The 17,103-nt window shown below is 65.4% G+C and carries 15 protein-coding genes; 4 read left to right on the forward strand and 11 right to left on the reverse strand.

Annotated elements, in window-relative coordinates; genetic code table 11:
- Positions 1–72: 72 nt before the first annotated feature.
- From E3T50_RS07295 to E3T50_RS07310, 4 genes are all read right to left on the reverse strand, one after another.
- Positions 73–705, reverse strand: a complete 633-nt coding sequence (locus tag E3T50_RS07295; RefSeq protein WP_134551237.1) for a thymidine kinase — start codon at positions 703–705, stop codon at positions 73–75.
- The gene (locus E3T50_RS07300) at positions 705–2,150 is read right to left on the reverse strand and encodes a hypothetical protein (RefSeq protein ID WP_134551238.1); all 1,446 of its coding nucleotides are present in this window, start codon (positions 2,148–2,150) and stop codon (positions 705–707) included. Before E3T50_RS07300 ends, E3T50_RS07295 begins: the two co-directional genes overlap by 1 nt.
- Complete coding sequence (locus E3T50_RS16175) at positions 2,147–3,397, reverse strand: sensor histidine kinase (protein WP_166784228.1); 1,251 nt, start codon at positions 3,395–3,397, stop codon at positions 2,147–2,149. Before E3T50_RS16175 ends, E3T50_RS07300 begins: the two co-directional genes overlap by 4 nt.
- 150 nt (positions 3,398–3,547) lie before the next feature.
- Entirely contained in the window at positions 3,548–4,771 is a 1,224-nt protein-coding gene (locus E3T50_RS07310; protein ID WP_134551239.1) for an Rv2578c family radical SAM protein, read from the reverse strand.
- A 125-nt stretch (positions 4,772–4,896) separates the two neighbouring features.
- Here E3T50_RS07310 and E3T50_RS07315 point away from each other — a divergent pair, with 125 nt between their 5' ends.
- The 3 genes from E3T50_RS07315 to E3T50_RS07325 all read left to right on the forward strand — a co-directional run bounded on the left by E3T50_RS07315 (position 4,897) and on the right by E3T50_RS07325 (position 6,786).
- Complete coding sequence (locus E3T50_RS07315) at positions 4,897–5,934, forward strand: DNA topoisomerase IB (protein WP_134551240.1); 1,038 nt, start codon at positions 4,897–4,899, stop codon at positions 5,932–5,934.
- 114 nt (positions 5,935–6,048) lie between these two features.
- Complete coding sequence (locus E3T50_RS07320; protein ID WP_134551241.1) at positions 6,049–6,480, forward strand: hypothetical protein; 432 nt, start codon at positions 6,049–6,051, stop codon at positions 6,478–6,480.
- Positions 6,481–6,504: 24 nt separating this feature from the next.
- Complete coding sequence (locus E3T50_RS07325) at positions 6,505–6,786, forward strand: hypothetical protein (protein WP_134551242.1); 282 nt, start codon at positions 6,505–6,507, stop codon at positions 6,784–6,786.
- Positions 6,787–6,866: 80 nt separating this feature from the next.
- On the opposite strand, the gene E3T50_RS07330 is transcribed toward E3T50_RS07325, so the two are convergent.
- Together E3T50_RS07330 and E3T50_RS07335 are read right to left on the reverse strand one after the other, a co-directional pair.
- Positions 6,867–7,175 (reverse strand): hypothetical protein, encoded by a 309-nt coding sequence (locus E3T50_RS07330; protein WP_134551243.1) that lies wholly within the window; start codon positions 7,173–7,175, stop codon positions 6,867–6,869.
- A 138-nt stretch (positions 7,176–7,313) separates the two neighbouring features.
- Positions 7,314–8,792 carry a malate:quinone oxidoreductase gene (locus E3T50_RS07335; protein WP_134551244.1) on the reverse strand — a complete coding sequence of 493 codons (1,479 nt, stop codon included), beginning with the start codon at positions 8,790–8,792 and terminating at the stop codon, positions 7,314–7,316.
- A 294-nt stretch (positions 8,793–9,086) separates the two neighbouring features.
- Here E3T50_RS07335 and E3T50_RS07340 point away from each other — a divergent pair, with 294 nt between their 5' ends.
- Positions 9,087–10,067 carry a response regulator transcription factor gene (locus E3T50_RS07340; protein ID WP_134551245.1) on the forward strand — a complete coding sequence of 327 codons (981 nt, stop codon included), beginning with the start codon at positions 9,087–9,089 and terminating at the stop codon, positions 10,065–10,067.
- A 14-nt stretch (positions 10,068–10,081) separates the two neighbouring features.
- Here the strand turns inward: E3T50_RS07340 and E3T50_RS07345 are convergent, their stop codons facing one another.
- From E3T50_RS07345 to E3T50_RS07365, 5 genes are all read right to left on the reverse strand, one after another.
- Positions 10,082–10,432, reverse strand: a complete 351-nt coding sequence (locus E3T50_RS07345; protein WP_134551246.1) for a hypothetical protein — start codon at positions 10,430–10,432, stop codon at positions 10,082–10,084.
- Between the two features lie 104 nt (positions 10,433–10,536).
- The gene (locus E3T50_RS07350; protein ID WP_134551247.1) at positions 10,537–11,718 is read right to left on the reverse strand and encodes a GGDEF domain-containing protein; all 1,182 of its coding nucleotides are present in this window, start codon (positions 11,716–11,718) and stop codon (positions 10,537–10,539) included.
- A gap of 22 nt (positions 11,719–11,740) precedes the next feature.
- Positions 11,741–13,258, reverse strand: a complete 1,518-nt coding sequence (locus E3T50_RS07355) for a sensor histidine kinase (protein WP_134551248.1) — start codon at positions 13,256–13,258, stop codon at positions 11,741–11,743.
- A gap of 113 nt (positions 13,259–13,371) precedes the next feature.
- Positions 13,372–15,774: a putative bifunctional diguanylate cyclase/phosphodiesterase gene (locus tag E3T50_RS07360; RefSeq protein WP_134551249.1), complete on the reverse strand. Its 2,403-nt coding sequence runs from the start codon at positions 15,772–15,774 to the stop codon at positions 13,372–13,374.
- Positions 15,775–15,814: 40 nt separating this feature from the next.
- Positions 15,815–16,885, reverse strand: coding sequence for an aspartate-semialdehyde dehydrogenase (locus tag E3T50_RS07365; RefSeq protein ID WP_134551250.1), 1,071 nt, complete (start codon positions 16,883–16,885; stop codon positions 15,815–15,817).
- Positions 16,886–17,103 lie beyond the last annotated feature (218 nt).

A 17,103-nucleotide genomic window follows, 5' to 3' on the forward strand; every position in this document is an offset into this window, starting at 1 on the left:
CTTCTCGCTCACACATTGGCTGCCAGCACGACGGTGGCCGGTCAACGCTGATCCGCTGACGGCGAGTTGCGGTTATTCCGTCGCCGCGGGCCGGCTGCGGTTGTTCAGCACGCCGTGGCTCTCGTCGAGGTAGCAGCTACCGCAGAGCGACTCGTAGGTGACTTCTTCGCCGTCGATAGCCACCTGATCGCCGTCGAAAACAAAGTCGCCGTCTATTTTGCGCGCGTTGAAGACGGCTTTGCGCCCGCAGCGGCAGATGGTTTTGAGCTCTTCGAGGCTGTGGGCGACCTCGAGCAGACGGCGACTTCCGGGAAAAGCGACGGTCTGAAAATCCGTGCGAATGCCATACGCCAACACCGGCACGTTTTCGAGAATGGCGATCCGCAGCAGGTCGTCGACCTGGGTTTCGGTCAGAAACTGGGCTTCGTCGAGCAGCAGGGCGCTCACGTCGCGGCCGGACCGGTGGAGCACCTGGGCGCGCTGCTGCTGGAACAGTGCGTAAGCATCCGCTTCGGGGGCGAGCAGAAAATCGACAGCTCGGGTGACGCCGAGACGGGAGAGTATGCCGCGGTCGCCCTTGGTGTCGACCGAGGGTTTGGCGAGTAGCACGTGGTGCCCGCGCTCCTCATAGTTATAAGCCGCCTGCAGCATCGACGTACTTTTGCCGCTGTTCATGGCGCCGTATCGGAAGTACAGTTTCGCCACTATGAGCCTTTGATTCTGGGGGCCGGGGTCTGGCCACGTTCAGCGTCAAATTCTAGCGTGAGCAGCGGATGCCGGCTGGTGACCCGCACCCGGGTGAACACGGCGCGCAGCACGCTGAGGTATGGGCGCAGGGCACGGCGCCGCTGAATCGACGGCAGGGAGATACCGGCCTGAATGGTGATGGTGTCGACAGCGCCGAGGACCGCGCTGCTATGCCGGTCGATGATCATGCGTGGGCGCGTGGTGGCGGCGTGCACCTGAGCCTGCGCGCGGGCCTGGGCTCTGGCCTGGGCGGCGGCGTGCGCCTGGGCGGCGGTGACGATCGCCATGGTCATGGTGTCGGTGGCCGGTGTCGAGCGGGCTCCGCGGTGACCGAAGGCCTGAGTGATGTGGTCCGTGTCGGTGGGGGCGGCGCCGGATCCGTCGATCTGCACGACGAGGCTGGTGGGGTCGAAGCCCCTGAGCGTGCAGAGGGCCACGATCAGGGCGCCGACGGCAGCGCGCTGGTCGGAGTCGAAGCCGGTCGCGCGCCGTTCGGGGTCGGCGATGACGCAGAGCGGGGTGAGGCCGCGCCTGCGCAGTGCCTCGCGTTCACGGTCGATGAGGTCGTCGAGCCAGGTGTGGTCGACTTCGGCCACGAGCACCCGGCGCACCTGGAAGGCGAGGGAGCGCGCGCGCTTGACGTCGGCGGCGGTGAGGGATCCTCGATCGAGAACGTCGGCGAGAAAGGGCAACACGTCGGCACCGAGATTGGTCAGTCGATGGTCGACCACGGATTGCGCGAGGAGGCCGCGACTGGCTTCGGTGCGCGCTCGGATAGCGCGGCGGGCATCCGTCTGCCAGCGGTGAATGGAGTTGACGACCTGACGCGAGTACGCGGCACCGGCAAGGGTGGGCGCGAGAACCTGGGTCATGGCAATGATCGCGAACAGTAGGGGCAGGGTCTGCACGTCGAGGAAGGGCGACTGCGCGAGGGCCGTGAGTCCGACGACCAGGGCGACTGACCCGCCGAGCACGAGGATCTCTTTCCCCGGCCGGAAGGGCGCGAGGGCGAGCAGTAGCAGGCCGAGGCCAATCGGGGCGAAATCATCTTGAATCATGCCGTTCAGGTGCCAGGTGCTCGCCGCGGCGAGCAGATGCGCGGTGACGCCGAGGGCGACGATCACGATGGCGCGCCCGCGAGTGAAGGGGGCCAGATCGGGGCGAGCCGACCACACGAGTGCGGCCGCCGCAATTATGAGCACGGCAACGGCGGCCGCGGCGACCTCAACGATCTGAATTTCGTGCAGGCGTGAGGCCGTGGTGACGACGGCGTAGGTCACAACGATGACGGCGACAACCGGGGCGAGGGGCCACACGGCGAGGCCTCCGATCGGGTCGAGGCGCTGCTGCGAAGCGGATGCCGGTGCGCGCGGCCGCCGCGGCGTGGGGGTGGCGCGGGTCATGGGGTGGGCCGCCCAGACACTGGGACGTTCTGCCCTTGTGCCGCGGGCACGGTCAGGCGCACGCTCGTGCCGGCACCGGGGCGGCTCCAGATGAGCACTGATCCGCCGAGCTGTTCAATGCGGCGCCGCACGGACTGCCGGAGACCCAGTCGGTCGGAAGCGGATTCCGATTCGGTGAAACCGCGGCCGGCATCCGTTATCAGGAGTGAGATCGTGGTCAGGTCGGATTCGATAGCGACCTCGGCCGAGGCGATCCCGGCGTGGAGGATGACGTTGACGAGGCACTGTTGCACGGCGAGGCCGACGTCGCGGTCGCTGCCGGCGTCGAGGCGGGCGAGGGCGTCGCGATCGCCGGTGACCTCGATGGTGAGTCCGCGGTCACGACACCGTCGGATGGCGGTGTACACGGCGCTCGCATGCCAGTCGTCGCCGGCGGTCGGCTGCGCGGTGACCGTGGATTGCGGGGCGGTGCTACTGCGGGCGTCGATGTCCGTGAGCCAGTTCGTGTCGTGCAGGGTGGTCAGTGTGTAGTTGAGGCTCGCGCGCAGCCCCGGGGAGAGAGCGCCCGGTTCGGCCAGGGACAGGTCGACGAGCTGGGCCACGGTCGTATCGTTGAGCAGGGCGATGGCGCGAGTGTCGAGGGCGTCACGCAGCTGCCGGTTGGCGCCCTCTTGCACCGCGCGATGAACCGCGGGCTGGGCGGCGTTGCTGACGCGGCGGTCGATACCGGCGAGCACCATGGCACCGACCAAAACGAGGTAGGTCGAGAGGGTGAACAGGTCGGTCCGATACGGCACCGTGGTGCCGAGAATCGCGAGGAACGCGGCGGCCTCCGCCAGGAGAAAGGCTGCGGTGCTCCAGAGCACCCCGCCGAGGGCGGTGGATCCGGCGCCGCCGACCATGACCAGTGCCATCTTGGGCAGGGCGGCGAGGTACATATTCGACGTGGGGAACACGTCGGGAACGCCGAGCACGGTCAGTGTGAAAACGTAAACGCCGAGGGTACCCACGATCAAATAGGCAACGGCCAACGCGATGCGCCGATGCCGGGTGAAGAGCACGAGCAGGGCGCCCATAGCGACCACGACCACAATGGTGATCCAGAGCTCCGGGCTGCGATTGAGGCTGAGGATGGAGACCGACACCGCCGCCGCCATCAGACAGGTCAACGCAAACCAGTGCGCAGCCCGCGCGAGAGCGCGCGCGAGCGTCTGCTGGACCAGATGGCCGGGTAACCCTAGAGACATAATTTCCCCCTCGCTAAGTATGCCACCGGGCTGCGACCGAGCCGTGTGGGCGCGGGTGGCGGACGCCGGGGGGGGGCTTGCGGGCGGGGTTGGGGGGCGTGTGGGTGCGGGGGCGGACGCCGGGGGCGCGTGCGGTCGGGGTTACCGGGGTCAGAACAATGTGGGCGCCCATTTGGGCGGTAGTTCGGCGGCGATCAGGGATGGGCGAGCCGTGTTCACCGGGCTCCCGACCGCGCTACCTACCGCTAGCTGGGCAAGGTCACTGGCGGCTGCCGCGGTGGGCGCGAAGTGGGGCGGCTTGCGCGTGGCTGGTGGGGGCATCCGTTCCGGGGACGCCGGGAGCGCGCTCGACCGCAGGCCACCGGTGGAGAGGTCGACGACACCGCGTTCGAGCCCGTGCGCGCGGATGAGCGGTCCGATGCGGGCGGCGAGCCAGGTGCGATACTCCTTGGGCGCGTATTGGCCGCCGGCGTAGAGCTCCCGGTAGCGGCCGACAAGCTCGGGGTGGTCGCGGGCCAGCCACTGCAGGTACCAGTCTTTGACGGCGGGCTTGAGGTTGAGCCCGGAGTAGAGCACGCTCGTGGCTCCGGCCGCTTTGGCCTGCCGCAGGGCCTCGTCGAGGTGGGCGCGAGTGTCGGTGAGGAACGGCAGAATGGGCATGAGAAAGATGCCACAGTCGAGTCCGCGTTCGCGCACCGCGGTGACCGTGGCCAGGCGTGCCTTCGTGGTGGGGGTGCCGGGCTCAACCGACTGCTGCAGCCCGGCACGCAGTCCATCGTCGGGCAGTCCTGCGTCGGGCAGTCCTTCGTCATAGATGGCGATCGACATGGCGAGGTCGACCGGAACACGCGCGCTCGCCTCGACGAGCAGGTCGAGGTCGCGGCGCAGCAGCGTTCCCTTGGTGAGGATGGAGATGGGGGTTTTACTGTCGGCGAGGGCCGCGATGATGCCGGGCATGAGCCGGTAGCGTCCCTCGGCACGCTGGTACGGGTCGGTGTTGGTACCAAGGGCCACCGGATGCCGCCCCCAGGTAGGTTTCGCGAGTTCTTTTCGTAAGACCTCGGCCACGTTGACCTTCACGATGATCTCGCTGTCGAAATCTTTGCCGGCGTCGAGGTCGAGGTACTGGTGGGTGGGCCGCGCGAAGCAATAGGTGCAGGCGTGTGAACAGCCGCGGTAGGGATTGATCGTATAGCCGAACGGCAGCGCGCTCTGCCCGGGTACGTGGTTCAGCGCCGACTTGGCGAGGATCTCGTGGAACGTGATGCCGGCGAACTCGGGCGTCTGCACGCTACGGACGAGGTTGTTCAGGCGGGCGAGGCCAGGCAGCGCTCCAACGTGCTCGGTCTGTAGTTTCTGTTCGTTCCACCGCATGATTCAAGTCGAACACAGCTACGAGTAAAATGCAAGCTGTCCTGCAAAAAACCGGATGTTCAACATCCGCTCTGGGTCAAGTCGCAGTATTGTTCCGTCATGCACCCCCTCTCGATGGCACCCGCATGACCCGGCTGCGACGCAGCGACCCGACCCGGCCGGGGTATGCTCGGCGGCGCTCGGGTACCGGCTTCAGCTACCGCGACCCGGCCGGGGGGCCAGTCACCGAGAAAGAATTGCGGGAGCGGTTCGCGGCCCTCGCGATACCGCCGGCCTGGACCGACGTGTGGATCTCACCGCACCTCAACGGTCATATTCAAGCGATCGGCGTCGATGCTGCCGGGCGCCGCCAATACATCTACCATCCGGTCTGGCGCGAACAGAAGGACCGCCTGAAGTTCGAGCGTGCACTGCAGCTGGCCGAATCGCTCCCGCGGGTGCGCGGCCAGGTCACCCGGGAGTTGCGCGGCGACGGCCCGCCGCGCACCCGGGCGCTCGCCGCTGCGTTCCGCATCCTCGACCGGGCCTCGCTGCGCATCGGTAGCGAGCGTTACGCCGACACCTATGGCAGCCACGGACTTTCGACACTGCTCTGTTCGCACGTCATGGTGCGAGGCGACGTGGTGCGGCTGAATTTTCCGGCCAAGAGTGGGCAGCAATTTCAGGGCGTGATAGCGGATGCCGACCTCGCGACCTACCTGCGCCCCCGACTGCGCGACCGCCCGGAAGCGCCCCTGCTGTCGTGGATATCGGATGATGTCGAGAGCGCCGTGTCGGCGGCCGACATCAACGATTTCATCAAGGAACGCACCGGGGGCGAATTCACCGCGAAAGACTTTCGCACCCTGCGGGGCACAGCCGCTGCTGCGCAGAGCCTGGCCCAGAGCTTCGCACAGAGCTTGTCGGCAGGAACCGTGCCGTTATCATCCCCGGCACGGCCGCCGAGCGCAGCAACCCGGAGCCGTCGCGCCGACGACCGCGCCATTGCCGAAGCGATGCGGCAGGCCGCCGATGCGCTCGGCAACACACCGGCGATCGCGCGCACGAGCTACGTCGATCCGCGCGTTGTCGACCTGTTTCGGGCGGGTGAAACCATCGACCCCGCGGGGCGAGTCTCGGTCGAAACGGCGCTGCGCGCTTTGCTCCTCGGCGACGGTGCATGATTCTCGGTTCGGGCTCCGGGCGCGGTGCGGTGCGGTGCGGGATATTTTCCCTGAATAGCACCTGTTCGGGGTATAACTTGATTGCCGCCCGTTGACCCCCGGAAAGGTATTTCAGTGACCCACGATTCTGACCCCATAGACCAACCACCACTCGACGCTCCCGATACCGGGCCAGATGCGCCGAGCTCCCCCAGTAATCCCGACCAGCTCGTGGGACCGGACGGCCCCAACGGCCCCGCAGAGGAACACGCGGAGGAACACACCCAGGAACACGCCGACTCCGCCGTTCCAGTCCCCAGCGCGAGCACCGGTCCCGACGGGCCAGCCCCGGGCGAGGCCGGGTCGACCGCCGGTGAAGCCTCTGCGGCGTCCCCGGCCGATCCAGACAGCGACGCCGAGGACGACCAGGACAACCTCGACAACGAAGCGAACCGGGATGCCGATAACACGGACGACCCCGACCCCGACGACACGGCATCGAACCCGGATCTAATCGGTCACGGGGTGGACGAGGAAGACCCCGCACTGGCGGAACCAACCGCCTAGACCCATCACCCCAAAGGAGTACCCATGAAAGGCAAACTACTGTTTCTCGCTGGCACCGCGACGGGTTTCGTGATCGGATCCCGGTCCGGACGCCAGTCCTACGACCGCCTCAGCGCGAAAGCCCACGCGTTGTGGGGCGAACCCGGCACACAGAAGGTCGTTTCGCAGGCAGAGTCCATCGCCCGCGACGCCGCATCCGTGGCCCAAACCAAGGTGAGCGGTCTGCTCGACCGCACCGAGGCGTCCGTCAAAAAAGAGAAGCACGCAACCAACCCCACAACGGATGCCACCAGTTACGAAATATAGTTCACGACGTGGCGCCGCCTCCCCGGGTGGCGTGCGTGGCGCGGGGTCTCGGCCGTGGGCTCGTTTGTGACGTGGCCAAACTACTGGGTCACGTGCGACACGACCGGCGTACGCGGACGCGGCATCGTGCGCGGTGCCGCGGTGTCCCGCACCAGAAAGCTGGCTTGGGCCCGATCGAACGAGGAGTAGAACCACCTGGTGGTGAGCACTCCGAGCTTTGTCACCTCGTAAGCATCCCCACTCTGCTGGATGACACCCAGCAGAGCGGCCGGGTCGCCGTCGAGAATTTGCGAGTCCCGCACCAACCATTCCGTCGGTGTGAGCTGGAGGATACCGAGCTGCGATACGCGCAAATTCTCAGCATCCGAAACGCCATTGTTCGGGTTCAATTACTGCCTCCGGACCACTTTGAAATTTAAGTAGACATCCGATGGCTCCCGCAATCAAGGGGTTGACAGCGCCCTCCTACCAAACTCCCATGAGGCTTCAAGCGGTACCGGGCAGCACGCGTCGTGCGCCGTGCCGGGCTAGTTGCTGAGGTGCAGAACCTCGGCGGTGGCGGCGAGTGAGGCTGCGGCAGCGGCCGGGTCGTCGGAGAGCATGGTGCCGTAGCTCGGGATCATCTGACGGATGCGCGGCTTCCAGCCCTCGATGCGGTCGGGGAAGCAGCGGGCCAGCAGGTCGACCATGATCGGCGCGGCCGTCGAGGCTCCCGGCGAGGCGCCGAGCAGGCCGGCGATCGACCCGTCAGCAGACGTGATGACCTCGGTACCAAACTGCAGCACGCCCCCGAGCTTGGCGTCTTTCTTCATGACCTGCACACGTTGGCCGGCCGTGATGAGCTCCCAGTCGTCCGAGACCGCAGCGGGAATGAACTCGCGCAGGGCCTTGAGCTTGGCGCCCCGTGACGCGAACACCTCGCCGACCAGGTATTTCATGAGGTCGAAGTTGCGGCGGGCGACGGCGAGCATCGGGCCGAGGTTGTGCGTGCGAATGGAGAACGGCAGGTCGAACCAGGTGCTCGACTTCAAGAACTTGGGGCTGAAACCGGCGTACGGGCCGAACAGCAACGACATTTCGCCGTCGACGACGCGGGTATCGAGGTGCGGCACCGACATGGGCGGCGCGCCCTTGGCGGCCTTGCCATAGACCTTGGCCTGGTGCTGGGCAACGAGCTTCGGGTTCGTGGTGCGCAGAAACTGGCCGCTGATCGGAAACCCGCCGAACCCCTTGATTTCGGGGATTCCGCTTTGCTGCAGCAGCGCGAGGGCGCCTCCGCCGGCGCCGACGAAGACGAAGCGGGCGTTGATGGTGCTGCGGGTCTGCCCGACCTGACGCAGCAGATTGAGGTTCCAGGTGCCATCCGCTTTGTGCTTGAGACCGACGACCTGCTCGTTCATGTGCATCGTGACCCCCTGCTGTTCGAGGGTGTCAAACATGAACCGGGTGAGGGCGCCGAAGTCCACGTCGGTTCCGCTCACGATGCGCGTCGCGGCAATCTTCTGGCCGGCCGGGCGTTTGCGGGTGAGCAGGGGCGTCCACGTACCGATCTTCGCCGCATCGTCGCTGAACTCCATGCCGGAGAACAACGGCTGGGTGGCCAGCACGGCATGACGTTTGCGCAGGTATTCCACGTTGGCCTTACCGTGCACAAAAGTCATGTGCGGAGTGGAGTTGATGAACTTGTGCGGCTCCGGCAGGGCCCCGGTGGAAACGAGGTGCGCCCACAACTGACGGCTGATCTGAAACTGCTCATTGATCACGACGGCCTTGTCGGCCGTGACCGAACCATCGGGGGCCTGCGGCATGTAGTTGAGTTCGCACAGTCCGGCGTGGCCGGTGCCGGCGTTGTTCCACGGGTTCGAGCTCTCCTGGGCAAGTTCGCCGAGACGCTCGTACACCTCGATGCGCCAGTCGGGCTGCAACTCCTTCAGGAGCATGCCGAGGGTGGCGCTCATGATGCCGCCACCAATGAGGACTACGTCGACGGTTCCCTGAGAAGTCACACTGCTGAGTGTATCGCTGCGAGCGGATGCGCCCTACCGTGCCGCCCAGCCCCGCGGCGGCCCACACCTATCGGCGGGCGGGCGCATTGAGGCGCCCGTAGGTCGCGCAGTACCGCTCCACGGCTACTTTCGCGACGCAGCGGACAACGAGGTCGATCACCGCCCAGAGCCCACCCCCTGCCAGCAGCTGGGAGAACGTCGCAGTGATTTTCGGCCAGGATTGGAACGGTCTGTTTATTAACGCAATAAGTCACCTCGGCGAGGAACTGCCGACTTAACGGAATACTGGAATGCATGTTGTCAGAAAAACCCGAGCAGCGCGTCGCCGTCATCATTGAAGACGACGCAGACATTCGTAACCTGCTGGAGGCCGTGCTCACCCAGGCCGGGTTCGAGACAATCGCCACGAGCAACGGCCTCGACGGTATCGCCGCGATACGCGCCTACGATCCGATCGTCACGACCCTCGACGTGAGTATGCCCGGTATGGACGGCTTCGAAACAGCCAAGCGTATCCGCGCGTTCAGCCCTACCTACCTCGTCATGCTCACCGCCCGCGACGACGAAATCGACACCCTCCAGGGCCTCGAAGCCGGCGCTGATGACTACCTGACCAAACCGTTTCGTCCGCGAGAGCTGCGCGCTCGCATCGAAGCAATGTTGCGACGCCCTCGCCAAACCATCACCGCGGCGACCGTCGCCCCGCCCGCCGTGCCCGCGCCGGTAGCCGCCCGTACTGAAGCGGTGGTGGCGGACCCACTGGTCGCCGAGCCCGCCAGCACTAATTTGACCAGCGCTACGCCAATTGACGCCCGTCCTGGCCCGGTATTTCGACAGACCCACGTCGCATCCGCTCCTGCCTCCGCGCCGGCCGAAGACGCCGCGAGCCCGCTGCGCGGTGCCACACCACGAAATGGCTGGTTTGAACACAACGACCTGCGGCTGAATCCGGAGGAACGCCTCGTGCAACTGGCCGGCACTCAACTCGAACTGACCCGCACGGAGTTCGAACTGCTCGCCGCCCTGCTCGAATCACAGCGGCGGGTGCGCAGCAAGAACGATCTCGCCCTGTTGCTGCGCGGCGAGGCCTACGCGAGCGCCTACCCGGTGAATGAGGCGGATCGGCGCGCGGTCGAAGTGCACATGGGCAACCTGCGTCGCAAACTCGGTGACAGCAGTACGACACCGCACTGGCTGGAAACCGTGCGTGGCGTTGGCTATCGCCTGGCAGCCAAGGAATATCGCGACGAAACGCATTCGCCGGGCCAAATCTAGCCGGCTAGAGCGATCTAACGCGCGATATACCGAGACAGCGCCAGGCAGGTATCTGTGGCCACCGCGGCGAGGAGGGGCAATTGCTGCCGACACCCGGGCAGGTCCTGGTCCTTCAGGGTGCGGTGCAGGAGGCCCGCAGTGTTTTCGAGACGCACGGCACCCAGCATTTGGCTGCTCGAGCGGATGCTCAACAGCACAATGTCGGCATCCTCGAGGTCTGCCGTAGCCAGGGCGGTGCACAAACGCAACTCCCGGCTGTGCCAGAGATCGAGAAAATCGTTCACAAACCGGTTTTGTGCAGCAGCATCCCCGCCGAGATCACTTCTCAGCCGCTGCAATGTGGCCGGGTCGACCAGCGAACTCATGCCGGGCATCCGCTGGTCGCGGTAGCAGAATGTATCGGCAAGGTCACGCGTATCACTCTGGCAGATCTGGGTGCACTTCGGGGCTGCATCGCGTCAAGATCTGATCAAGATCCGTCGTGGCCGGTCGCGGCGAGTTCGACGGCGATGTCGTTACCGCCGCGCCCCTTGACGGTCTCTATGGCCGTTTCAACAGCGACGCTGAGCGCGGTCAGCGCATAGCCGTGGTCGAAGGTGTCGGCAATACCAAAACTCGCGGTCAGTCGAATCAGGGAAGCCTCCTTCAATGGTTCGTCGACGAGGGTCGCCTGCATGCGTTCGGCGAGCGCGCGGGCTTCGGCCGCCGACCCAGCGCCGACGAGCACCAGAAAACGCCCGCTGGCCGGGTGCCCGATGATCGAAAGCACCGGAGCACTCGCACGTAGTTTCGAGGCGAACGAGGCGATCGCCTCGTCGCCGGCCACCCGGCCGAAGGCAACATTGATTTCCGGCAGGTTGTCGATATCGGCACCGATCACGGCGAGCCCCACGCCCGCATCTCTCGCCCGACTCAGATGATCGGTGGCCGCCTGCCCAAAGGCGGCCGCCGACAGTACACCCGCCGCCGAGTGGATGCCGTCGGTCAGGTCGCCGACGGCACTGCCCGACACCTGCTGCGCGCGCAGGGCGGAAACGGCGATGGTCAGGAGCACCACGACACACAGGCTGAGCGCCGCGGCGTTGGCCGTGTTGAAATAGGTCAGAAAAACCGCCCCGGTCTCCCCGTCCACGGTGAAGACGATGGAGCGAGCCGTAGCCGCCGCTGCAGTGACCCACAGGGCCACGGCCAGAATCTGTCCGCTCAGATTGCGGCGCATACGCCCGCGCACGGCTTCGAGGGCACCGAGCAGGGACAGGACCGCCACAGCAATCCACAATTCTGCGGCGCCGGCCCATCGGCCGGCGGATTCTCCGTGCAATAGCGTTGCGGCGAGCACAAGAACGCTGATCGCGCCGACCACCCACAAGCAGCCACGGCTGCGCCGGTTGTACCGCCGGAGCCCGGCCCACAGCGACCCGACGGCGATCGTCAACGATACGTTCGCGACAACGATGGCCCACCAGATCAGCTGGCCGGTCGCGGACGCGTCGTGCGCGATGGTGACGACCATGGCAGCGATGAAGCCCATACTCCAAATGCGGCCGACGGAATCGGTGCGATGGAACGCGGTGTTCAGAATGAAGGACACCCCGCACAGCGCGACGACCACTCCGCTCATGACGAGCAGAGTCAGTGTGTCTAGATTCATGCCCCTACCCTTTGATTGCCGTTCATGATGTGCGCGGTAACGTCGCGATGGCGGTGGTGCCCTTGCCAAGCGCCGATTCGAGCCTCAGGTCTCCCCCATGCTGGCGGCAAATGTCCCGGCTGATGCTCAGACCGAGTCCGGTGCCGTGGACGCTTGACCCGCGCACCGAATCGGCACGGTAGAACCGATCGAACAGGTTCAGCTGCTCGCCGGGGGACATCCCCCGGCCGGTGTCGGTCACGCGCAGTTCGATCTGGGTGTCGGCATCGACCAGGGTCACGTCGATGCGTCCGGATGCGACGTTGTACTTGATCGCGTTCGAGAACACGTTGTCGATCACTTGGCGCAGGCGAAAGGCATCCGCTTGCAGGCGCACGGTCGGCAGCGCCGAGAGTACGAACGTGATGTCGCGCTCGGCGGCGACCGGCCGAAGCGATTCGATGGCGTCGGTGACGATCACCGACAGGTCACAGGAGGCCGGGCTCATCGCCAGCTCGTGCTTGGCCGCGGCGGCCGTGGCGAGCAGGTCGGCGACGAGAGCCAGCAGTCGGTCGGAGTTCTTCGATGCCACCTCGAGCATGCGCCGGGTCGACGGATCGAGAGCGTCGTCATCGAGGGCCAGCTCAAGGTACCCCATGATCGAGGTCAGCGGCGTACGCAACTCGTGCGAAACGGATGCCACCAGGTCATCGCGCGCCTTGATCGCGCGCAGTTCGGCGGTGACGTCCCGCACGACCAGGACACCGCCGTCGTAGTTGTTGTTTTCGTCGAGAATAGGGCGCGCGGAGACGAGCACGGCGGTCTGCTGCTTGCCTTGTTCCCCCAACCAAACCGTCACGCGGTCGACCGTTTCGCCGCGCATCGCTCGCCGGAACGGCCGATCCTGCTCGGCTAGGGGGGTGACCTGGTCCTCATGGTACGCGTCGATAAAGCCGAGCTGGTCAGCTTTCGCCCCGAACCGGGAGAACATTTCACGCTGGGCGCGGTTGATGAGGTTCGGCTTGGCGTCGCGGTCGAATCCGACGACGCCGAAGTCGATGGCGTTGAAGATCTCGTCGAGGGTGCGCTCCTCCCGGCGAGAGCGACGCAGGGCCCCTTCGAACAAGACGGACTGCTGGGTGAGCAACACCCGCTGCGCCGCGGCACGTTTCGTGGTCGTGTGGGTCGTGGCGGCGACAAAGGCCAGCACGATGGTCACACTGGCCAGTCGCGGAATCTCACTGCCTGGCAGTGCCTCGGTCCGAAACAGGCCGGCCGCCCACAGCATCGCGGAAGTGAACACCACGCCACCAAGAGCACCCCGACCACCAAAGTGCGTCGACAACCAGATGATGGGAAAAACAAGCAGAAACGTCGTGCCGAGCAGCGGCTCGCCTTCCCGGGCGATCACCAGCCCGACCAGGTCGACGACCGGCAGAACGATGATCCATTTTTTGTCGAGACGCCGCCAGGGCACCCCCGCTGCGACCGCGGTGGCGACAAAGATAATGAGGATACCGGCCAGAAACAGCTGGTTGGAGAAGAAGTTGATGTCGAGCATCCCCGACACCGCGACCAGGAGAAGGGTCGACGAACCGACCAGCAGCTGGAAGAGAAAGACGGAACGTTCGACCCGATGGCGAAGTGCTCGTGCGGGTCGTGGGCGGCTTTGGATTACGACGGTGTCGCCGTCGCATGCGGCGTAATCGGCGCGAGGGCGGGGCTCGCCGAGGCCGGTAGTACGGCCTTCGCCCCAAATTCATCGAGCCGGTCGACGGTTTCGGTGAACCCCTTTGGTACACCGAAGTGAAAACCCTGGGCGCTGCGAATGCCGAGCTGGGCCAGCCGCCGGGCCATGTCTTCGTTCTCCACACCCTCGACGATCATTGAGTACTCGAGCGTGTCGCCAAAACTCTGCAGGGCGGTGAGAACCTCGCGTTGGCGGATGTCGTCGAGGTCGTCGACCAAGCTGCGGTCGATTTTGAGGATGTCCATGGGCACGCGCACGAGCGAATCGACGGAGGAATCTTCGGATCCGTAGTCGTCGAGGGCGACCAGAATGCCGCCGGAGCGCAGCCGGTTGACCTGTTCGCGAATCTGCACCGATAACCGCACAGCCGAGCGCTCATTGAGCTCCAGGCAGAGCGAAATCTCGGGGTAGCGATTGTTCAGGTCTTCCACGAACCTGCCGAGCCGCTCCGGCGCGAGCTGTCCGGCTTCAACGTTGATCGTCATACAGACGATCTCGGGTTCGATCAGACGAAACTTCGCCGCCGCATTCATTGCCTTCTCGGCAATCTGCCGGGTCAGCTTGTCGAACCGGCCCAGATTCTTCGCCTTCTCCACCAACGACGGCGGTGAAATAGCGCCCAGTTCGGGGTCGACGTAACGCAGCAGTGCCTCAAACGCCCAGATGCGGCCGGTCACGAGACTGACGATGGGCTGATAAGCCAGTTGCAGCTCGTCTTCGTCGATGGCGAGGGCGATCGTGTCGTTGAATTGCGACGAGCGGTGACCCGATACGTTGATGCTCACGTCACCATCGCGGCCGCCGCGGCGGCGACTTTTCTTGACCTTGAGCATGCTGTGGTCGGCGTCGTGAACGAGCGACGCGACATCTGTTTCGACGAGCAGGGAAAACGCCAAGCCGATACTGAGGCTGGGGGTGATGATGTCGGCGCCCACGGCGAGCGGCGCAACGGAAGCCGCCAGGACCGTCTCGGCGATGGCGTGGGCTTCGGCCAGGGTCGACAAGCAGGTGAGGACGATGACGAATTCGTCGCCGCCGACCCGCGCGACGACGTCGTGCGGTCGCACCGATTGGCGCAGTCGCTGACCGAGAACCCGCAGCACCTCGTCGCCTGCCTGGTGCCCGTAGGTGTCATTGAGGCGTTTGAACCCATCGAGGTCCATGAAGAGCACCGCAATAGCCTCCGCGTTGATGCGGTTGCTGTTGATGGTGTCGAGGGCCTCCTGAAACGCGCCGTAATTGGGCAGGCCGGTGAGCGGATCGGTATTGGCCCGCATGGTGAGGCCGGCCATATTCTGCCGGACCTGCAGGGCCAGTTCGGCGGTGGCCGCCAGGGCTTGCAGCGCGCGCCGGTCGACGCCGGAGAAGGCGCCGTCCATCGCGTCGCGACGGGCGACGAGAAACCGCAGCTCTCCAGGCTCTAACATGACCGGCACCCCGATCGCTCCGGCCTCGGCGGGGCCGGTCTGCACGGTGATGGATTGCACGCCGACCGCGCTGGCCGCCGCTTCGCACAATACCGCGGAGATGCAGATGTCGGAGTCGGCGTTGCGCGTGGCGCTGAGGATGCTGCTGCCGGCCACGAGGCCGATCAGCCGACGCCGCATATCCCGAATCGAGCGCACAACGATGATGATCAGCGCGACCGTGAAACTGCCCATGAGCGTGCCAATGGCAGTTTGAATGGCAGTACGGCCCGTTCCAGGTGTGGGAAGGCCGATCTGGGCCCAGTAGGCCGAGAAAACGGTCAACACCGCGACTCCGATCAGCAGTGCGCTCAGGCGCACGGGCGAGAAAAGTGGTCGACCGCCCCTGTCGGCGGGGGCATTGATCAGGTGCATCCGCACTACTTCAAGCGTCAGTACGAACAGCACATATCCGACGGATGCCGCGGCGACCGCTGGCAGCTCGGCCAGACCAGCCAGGCCCACTAGCCAAGCGATGAGGAAGTAGACCATGCAGCCCACGCCCGCAAGGCCCGCGCTGTAGACGGACACACTGACCCGGCGGGATTCCACCAGCAACGCGACGATAATTCCGAACATGACCACGCCGATGATGGCTTGGCCGGGCAGCACCGGGGCCAGCGCCGGAACGACCAGAACAGGCAGGCTGATGGCGGGCGTGCGATGGGGCACACTGCCCACTCGAATCCAAGCTATTTCCAGTGCGGCCGCGCACAGGACACCGAAGAGCGCTGCCGCGACTCCGGTTCCCGGATGCAGAAGAACAATGGCGACTGCCCCAGGAACGAACACCAGGACTACGGCCGTGAACACGCCAAAAGACACGCGCTGCAATACGCCCGACACCCCAATTCGGCTCACACAGTCAGATCATACGCGACTTGCTGCTCAAGACGGAACTCTAGTTCGCGGCGAGATCGGCGGCGATGATCTCAGCGATCTGCACGGCGTTCAACGCGGCACCCTTGCGCAGGTTGTCGTTACTGATGAAGAGGGCCAGGCCACGCCCATCCGCTACGCCTTCGTCTTGCCGAATACGACCGACAAAGCTGGCGTCCTGCCCGGCCGCCCGCAGCGGTGTGGGGATATCGGTCAGTTCGACGCCGGGGGCGGTTGTGAGCAGTTGCCGGGCACGCGCGACGCTGATCGGCTGCGCGAACTCGACATTGATCGAGAGGGAATGGCCGGTGAAAACCGGAACGCGCACGCAGGTTCCCGAGACCAGCAGCTCGGGCAGGCCGAGAATCTTGCGGCTCTCGTTGCGCAGCTTCTTCTCTTCATCGGTTTCGAATTGGCCGTCGTCGACGATGGAACCAGCCAGCGGGATCACATTGAACGCGATCGGGCGGGCGTAGATGGTGGGTTCGGGCAGGGCAACGGAACTGCCGTCATGCACGAGCTGCAGGAGGTTCTCGTCTTGCGCGGCGACGCGCACCTGGCTGGCCAGTTCGAACGCGCCGGCCAGACCACTGCCAGAGACCGCCTGGTAGGTGCTGACGATGAGACGCGTCAGTCCGGCCTCATCGTGCAATACCTTGAGCACGGGCATGGCGGCCATCGTGGTGCAGTTCGGGTTGGCGATGATGCCCTTGACGGCCTGTTTGATGGCTTCGGGGTTGACCTCGCTGACGACGAGGGGAACGTCCGGATCCATGCGCCAGCCCGATGAGTTGTCGACGACGAGCACGCCGGCTGCGGCGAAGCGGGGAGCCTGCGTCTTGGAGAGCGTGGCTCCGGCCGAAAAGATGGCCACGTCGAGCCCGGTCGGGTCGGCGATCGAGGCGTCTTCGACCGTGATCGGCTCGCCCTTGAAAGAGAGGGTGGTGCCGGCCGAGCGTGCCGAGGCGAAAAACCGAATGTTCTTAACTGGAAAATCGCGCTCCTCGAGCAGGCGGCGCACCACGGCGCCGACCTGTCCGGTGGCTCCGACGACGCCGATGTTGATGCCGACTGTGCTGGCTGCGGTGGTCACGTATGTTTCCTAACGTCGTTCGCCCTCACGGGCATTTCATGCTGCACGGTTCTCCCCCGCCCTTTCCGGGCATAACTCCTGCAATTTCCTCGCCCGCTCGGACACTCCCGCGTAATTCCGGGGAAGTCAAAGATGATTGTGACAAATTGCAGGAGTTATGAACGTGGACAAGGCAGGGGCGGGGTAAATTTCGGGGAGCGGGGGCGGGCATCCGTTCG

It is taken from the genome of Cryobacterium gelidum (assembly GCF_004403985.1).
Lineage (GTDB): Bacteria > Actinomycetota > Actinomycetes > Actinomycetales > Microbacteriaceae > Cryobacterium > Cryobacterium gelidum.

What these genes read in the sequence shown, in the direction of transcription:
- E3T50_RS07315 (WP_134551240.1), top strand. Translation starts at nt 4,897, where the DNA reads ATGACCCGGCTGCGACGCAGCGACCCGACCCGGCCGGGGTATGCTCGG.
- E3T50_RS07300 (WP_134551238.1), bottom strand. Translation starts at nt 2,150, where the DNA reads ATGACCCGCGCCACCCCCACGCCGCGGCGGCCGCGCGCACCGGCATCC.
- E3T50_RS07345 (WP_134551246.1), bottom strand. Translation starts at nt 10,432, where the DNA reads ATGAGTTCGCTGGTCGACCCGGCCACATTGCAGCGGCTGAGAAGTGAT.
- E3T50_RS07350 (WP_134551247.1), bottom strand. Translation starts at nt 11,718, where the DNA reads ATGAATCTAGACACACTGACTCTGCTCGTCATGAGCGGAGTGGTCGTC.
- E3T50_RS07310 (WP_134551239.1), bottom strand. Translation starts at nt 4,771, where the DNA reads ATGCGGTGGAACGAACAGAAACTACAGACCGAGCACGTTGGAGCGCTG.
- E3T50_RS07355 (WP_134551248.1), bottom strand. Translation starts at nt 13,258, where the DNA reads ATGCTCGACATCAACTTCTTCTCCAACCAGCTGTTTCTGGCCGGTATC.
- E3T50_RS07325 (WP_134551242.1), top strand. Translation starts at nt 6,505, where the DNA reads ATGAAAGGCAAACTACTGTTTCTCGCTGGCACCGCGACGGGTTTCGTG.
- E3T50_RS07340 (WP_134551245.1), top strand. Translation starts at nt 9,087, where the DNA reads ATGTTGTCAGAAAAACCCGAGCAGCGCGTCGCCGTCATCATTGAAGAC.
- E3T50_RS16175 (WP_166784228.1), bottom strand. Translation starts at nt 3,397, where the DNA reads ATGTCTCTAGGGTTACCCGGCCATCTGGTCCAGCAGACGCTCGCGCGC.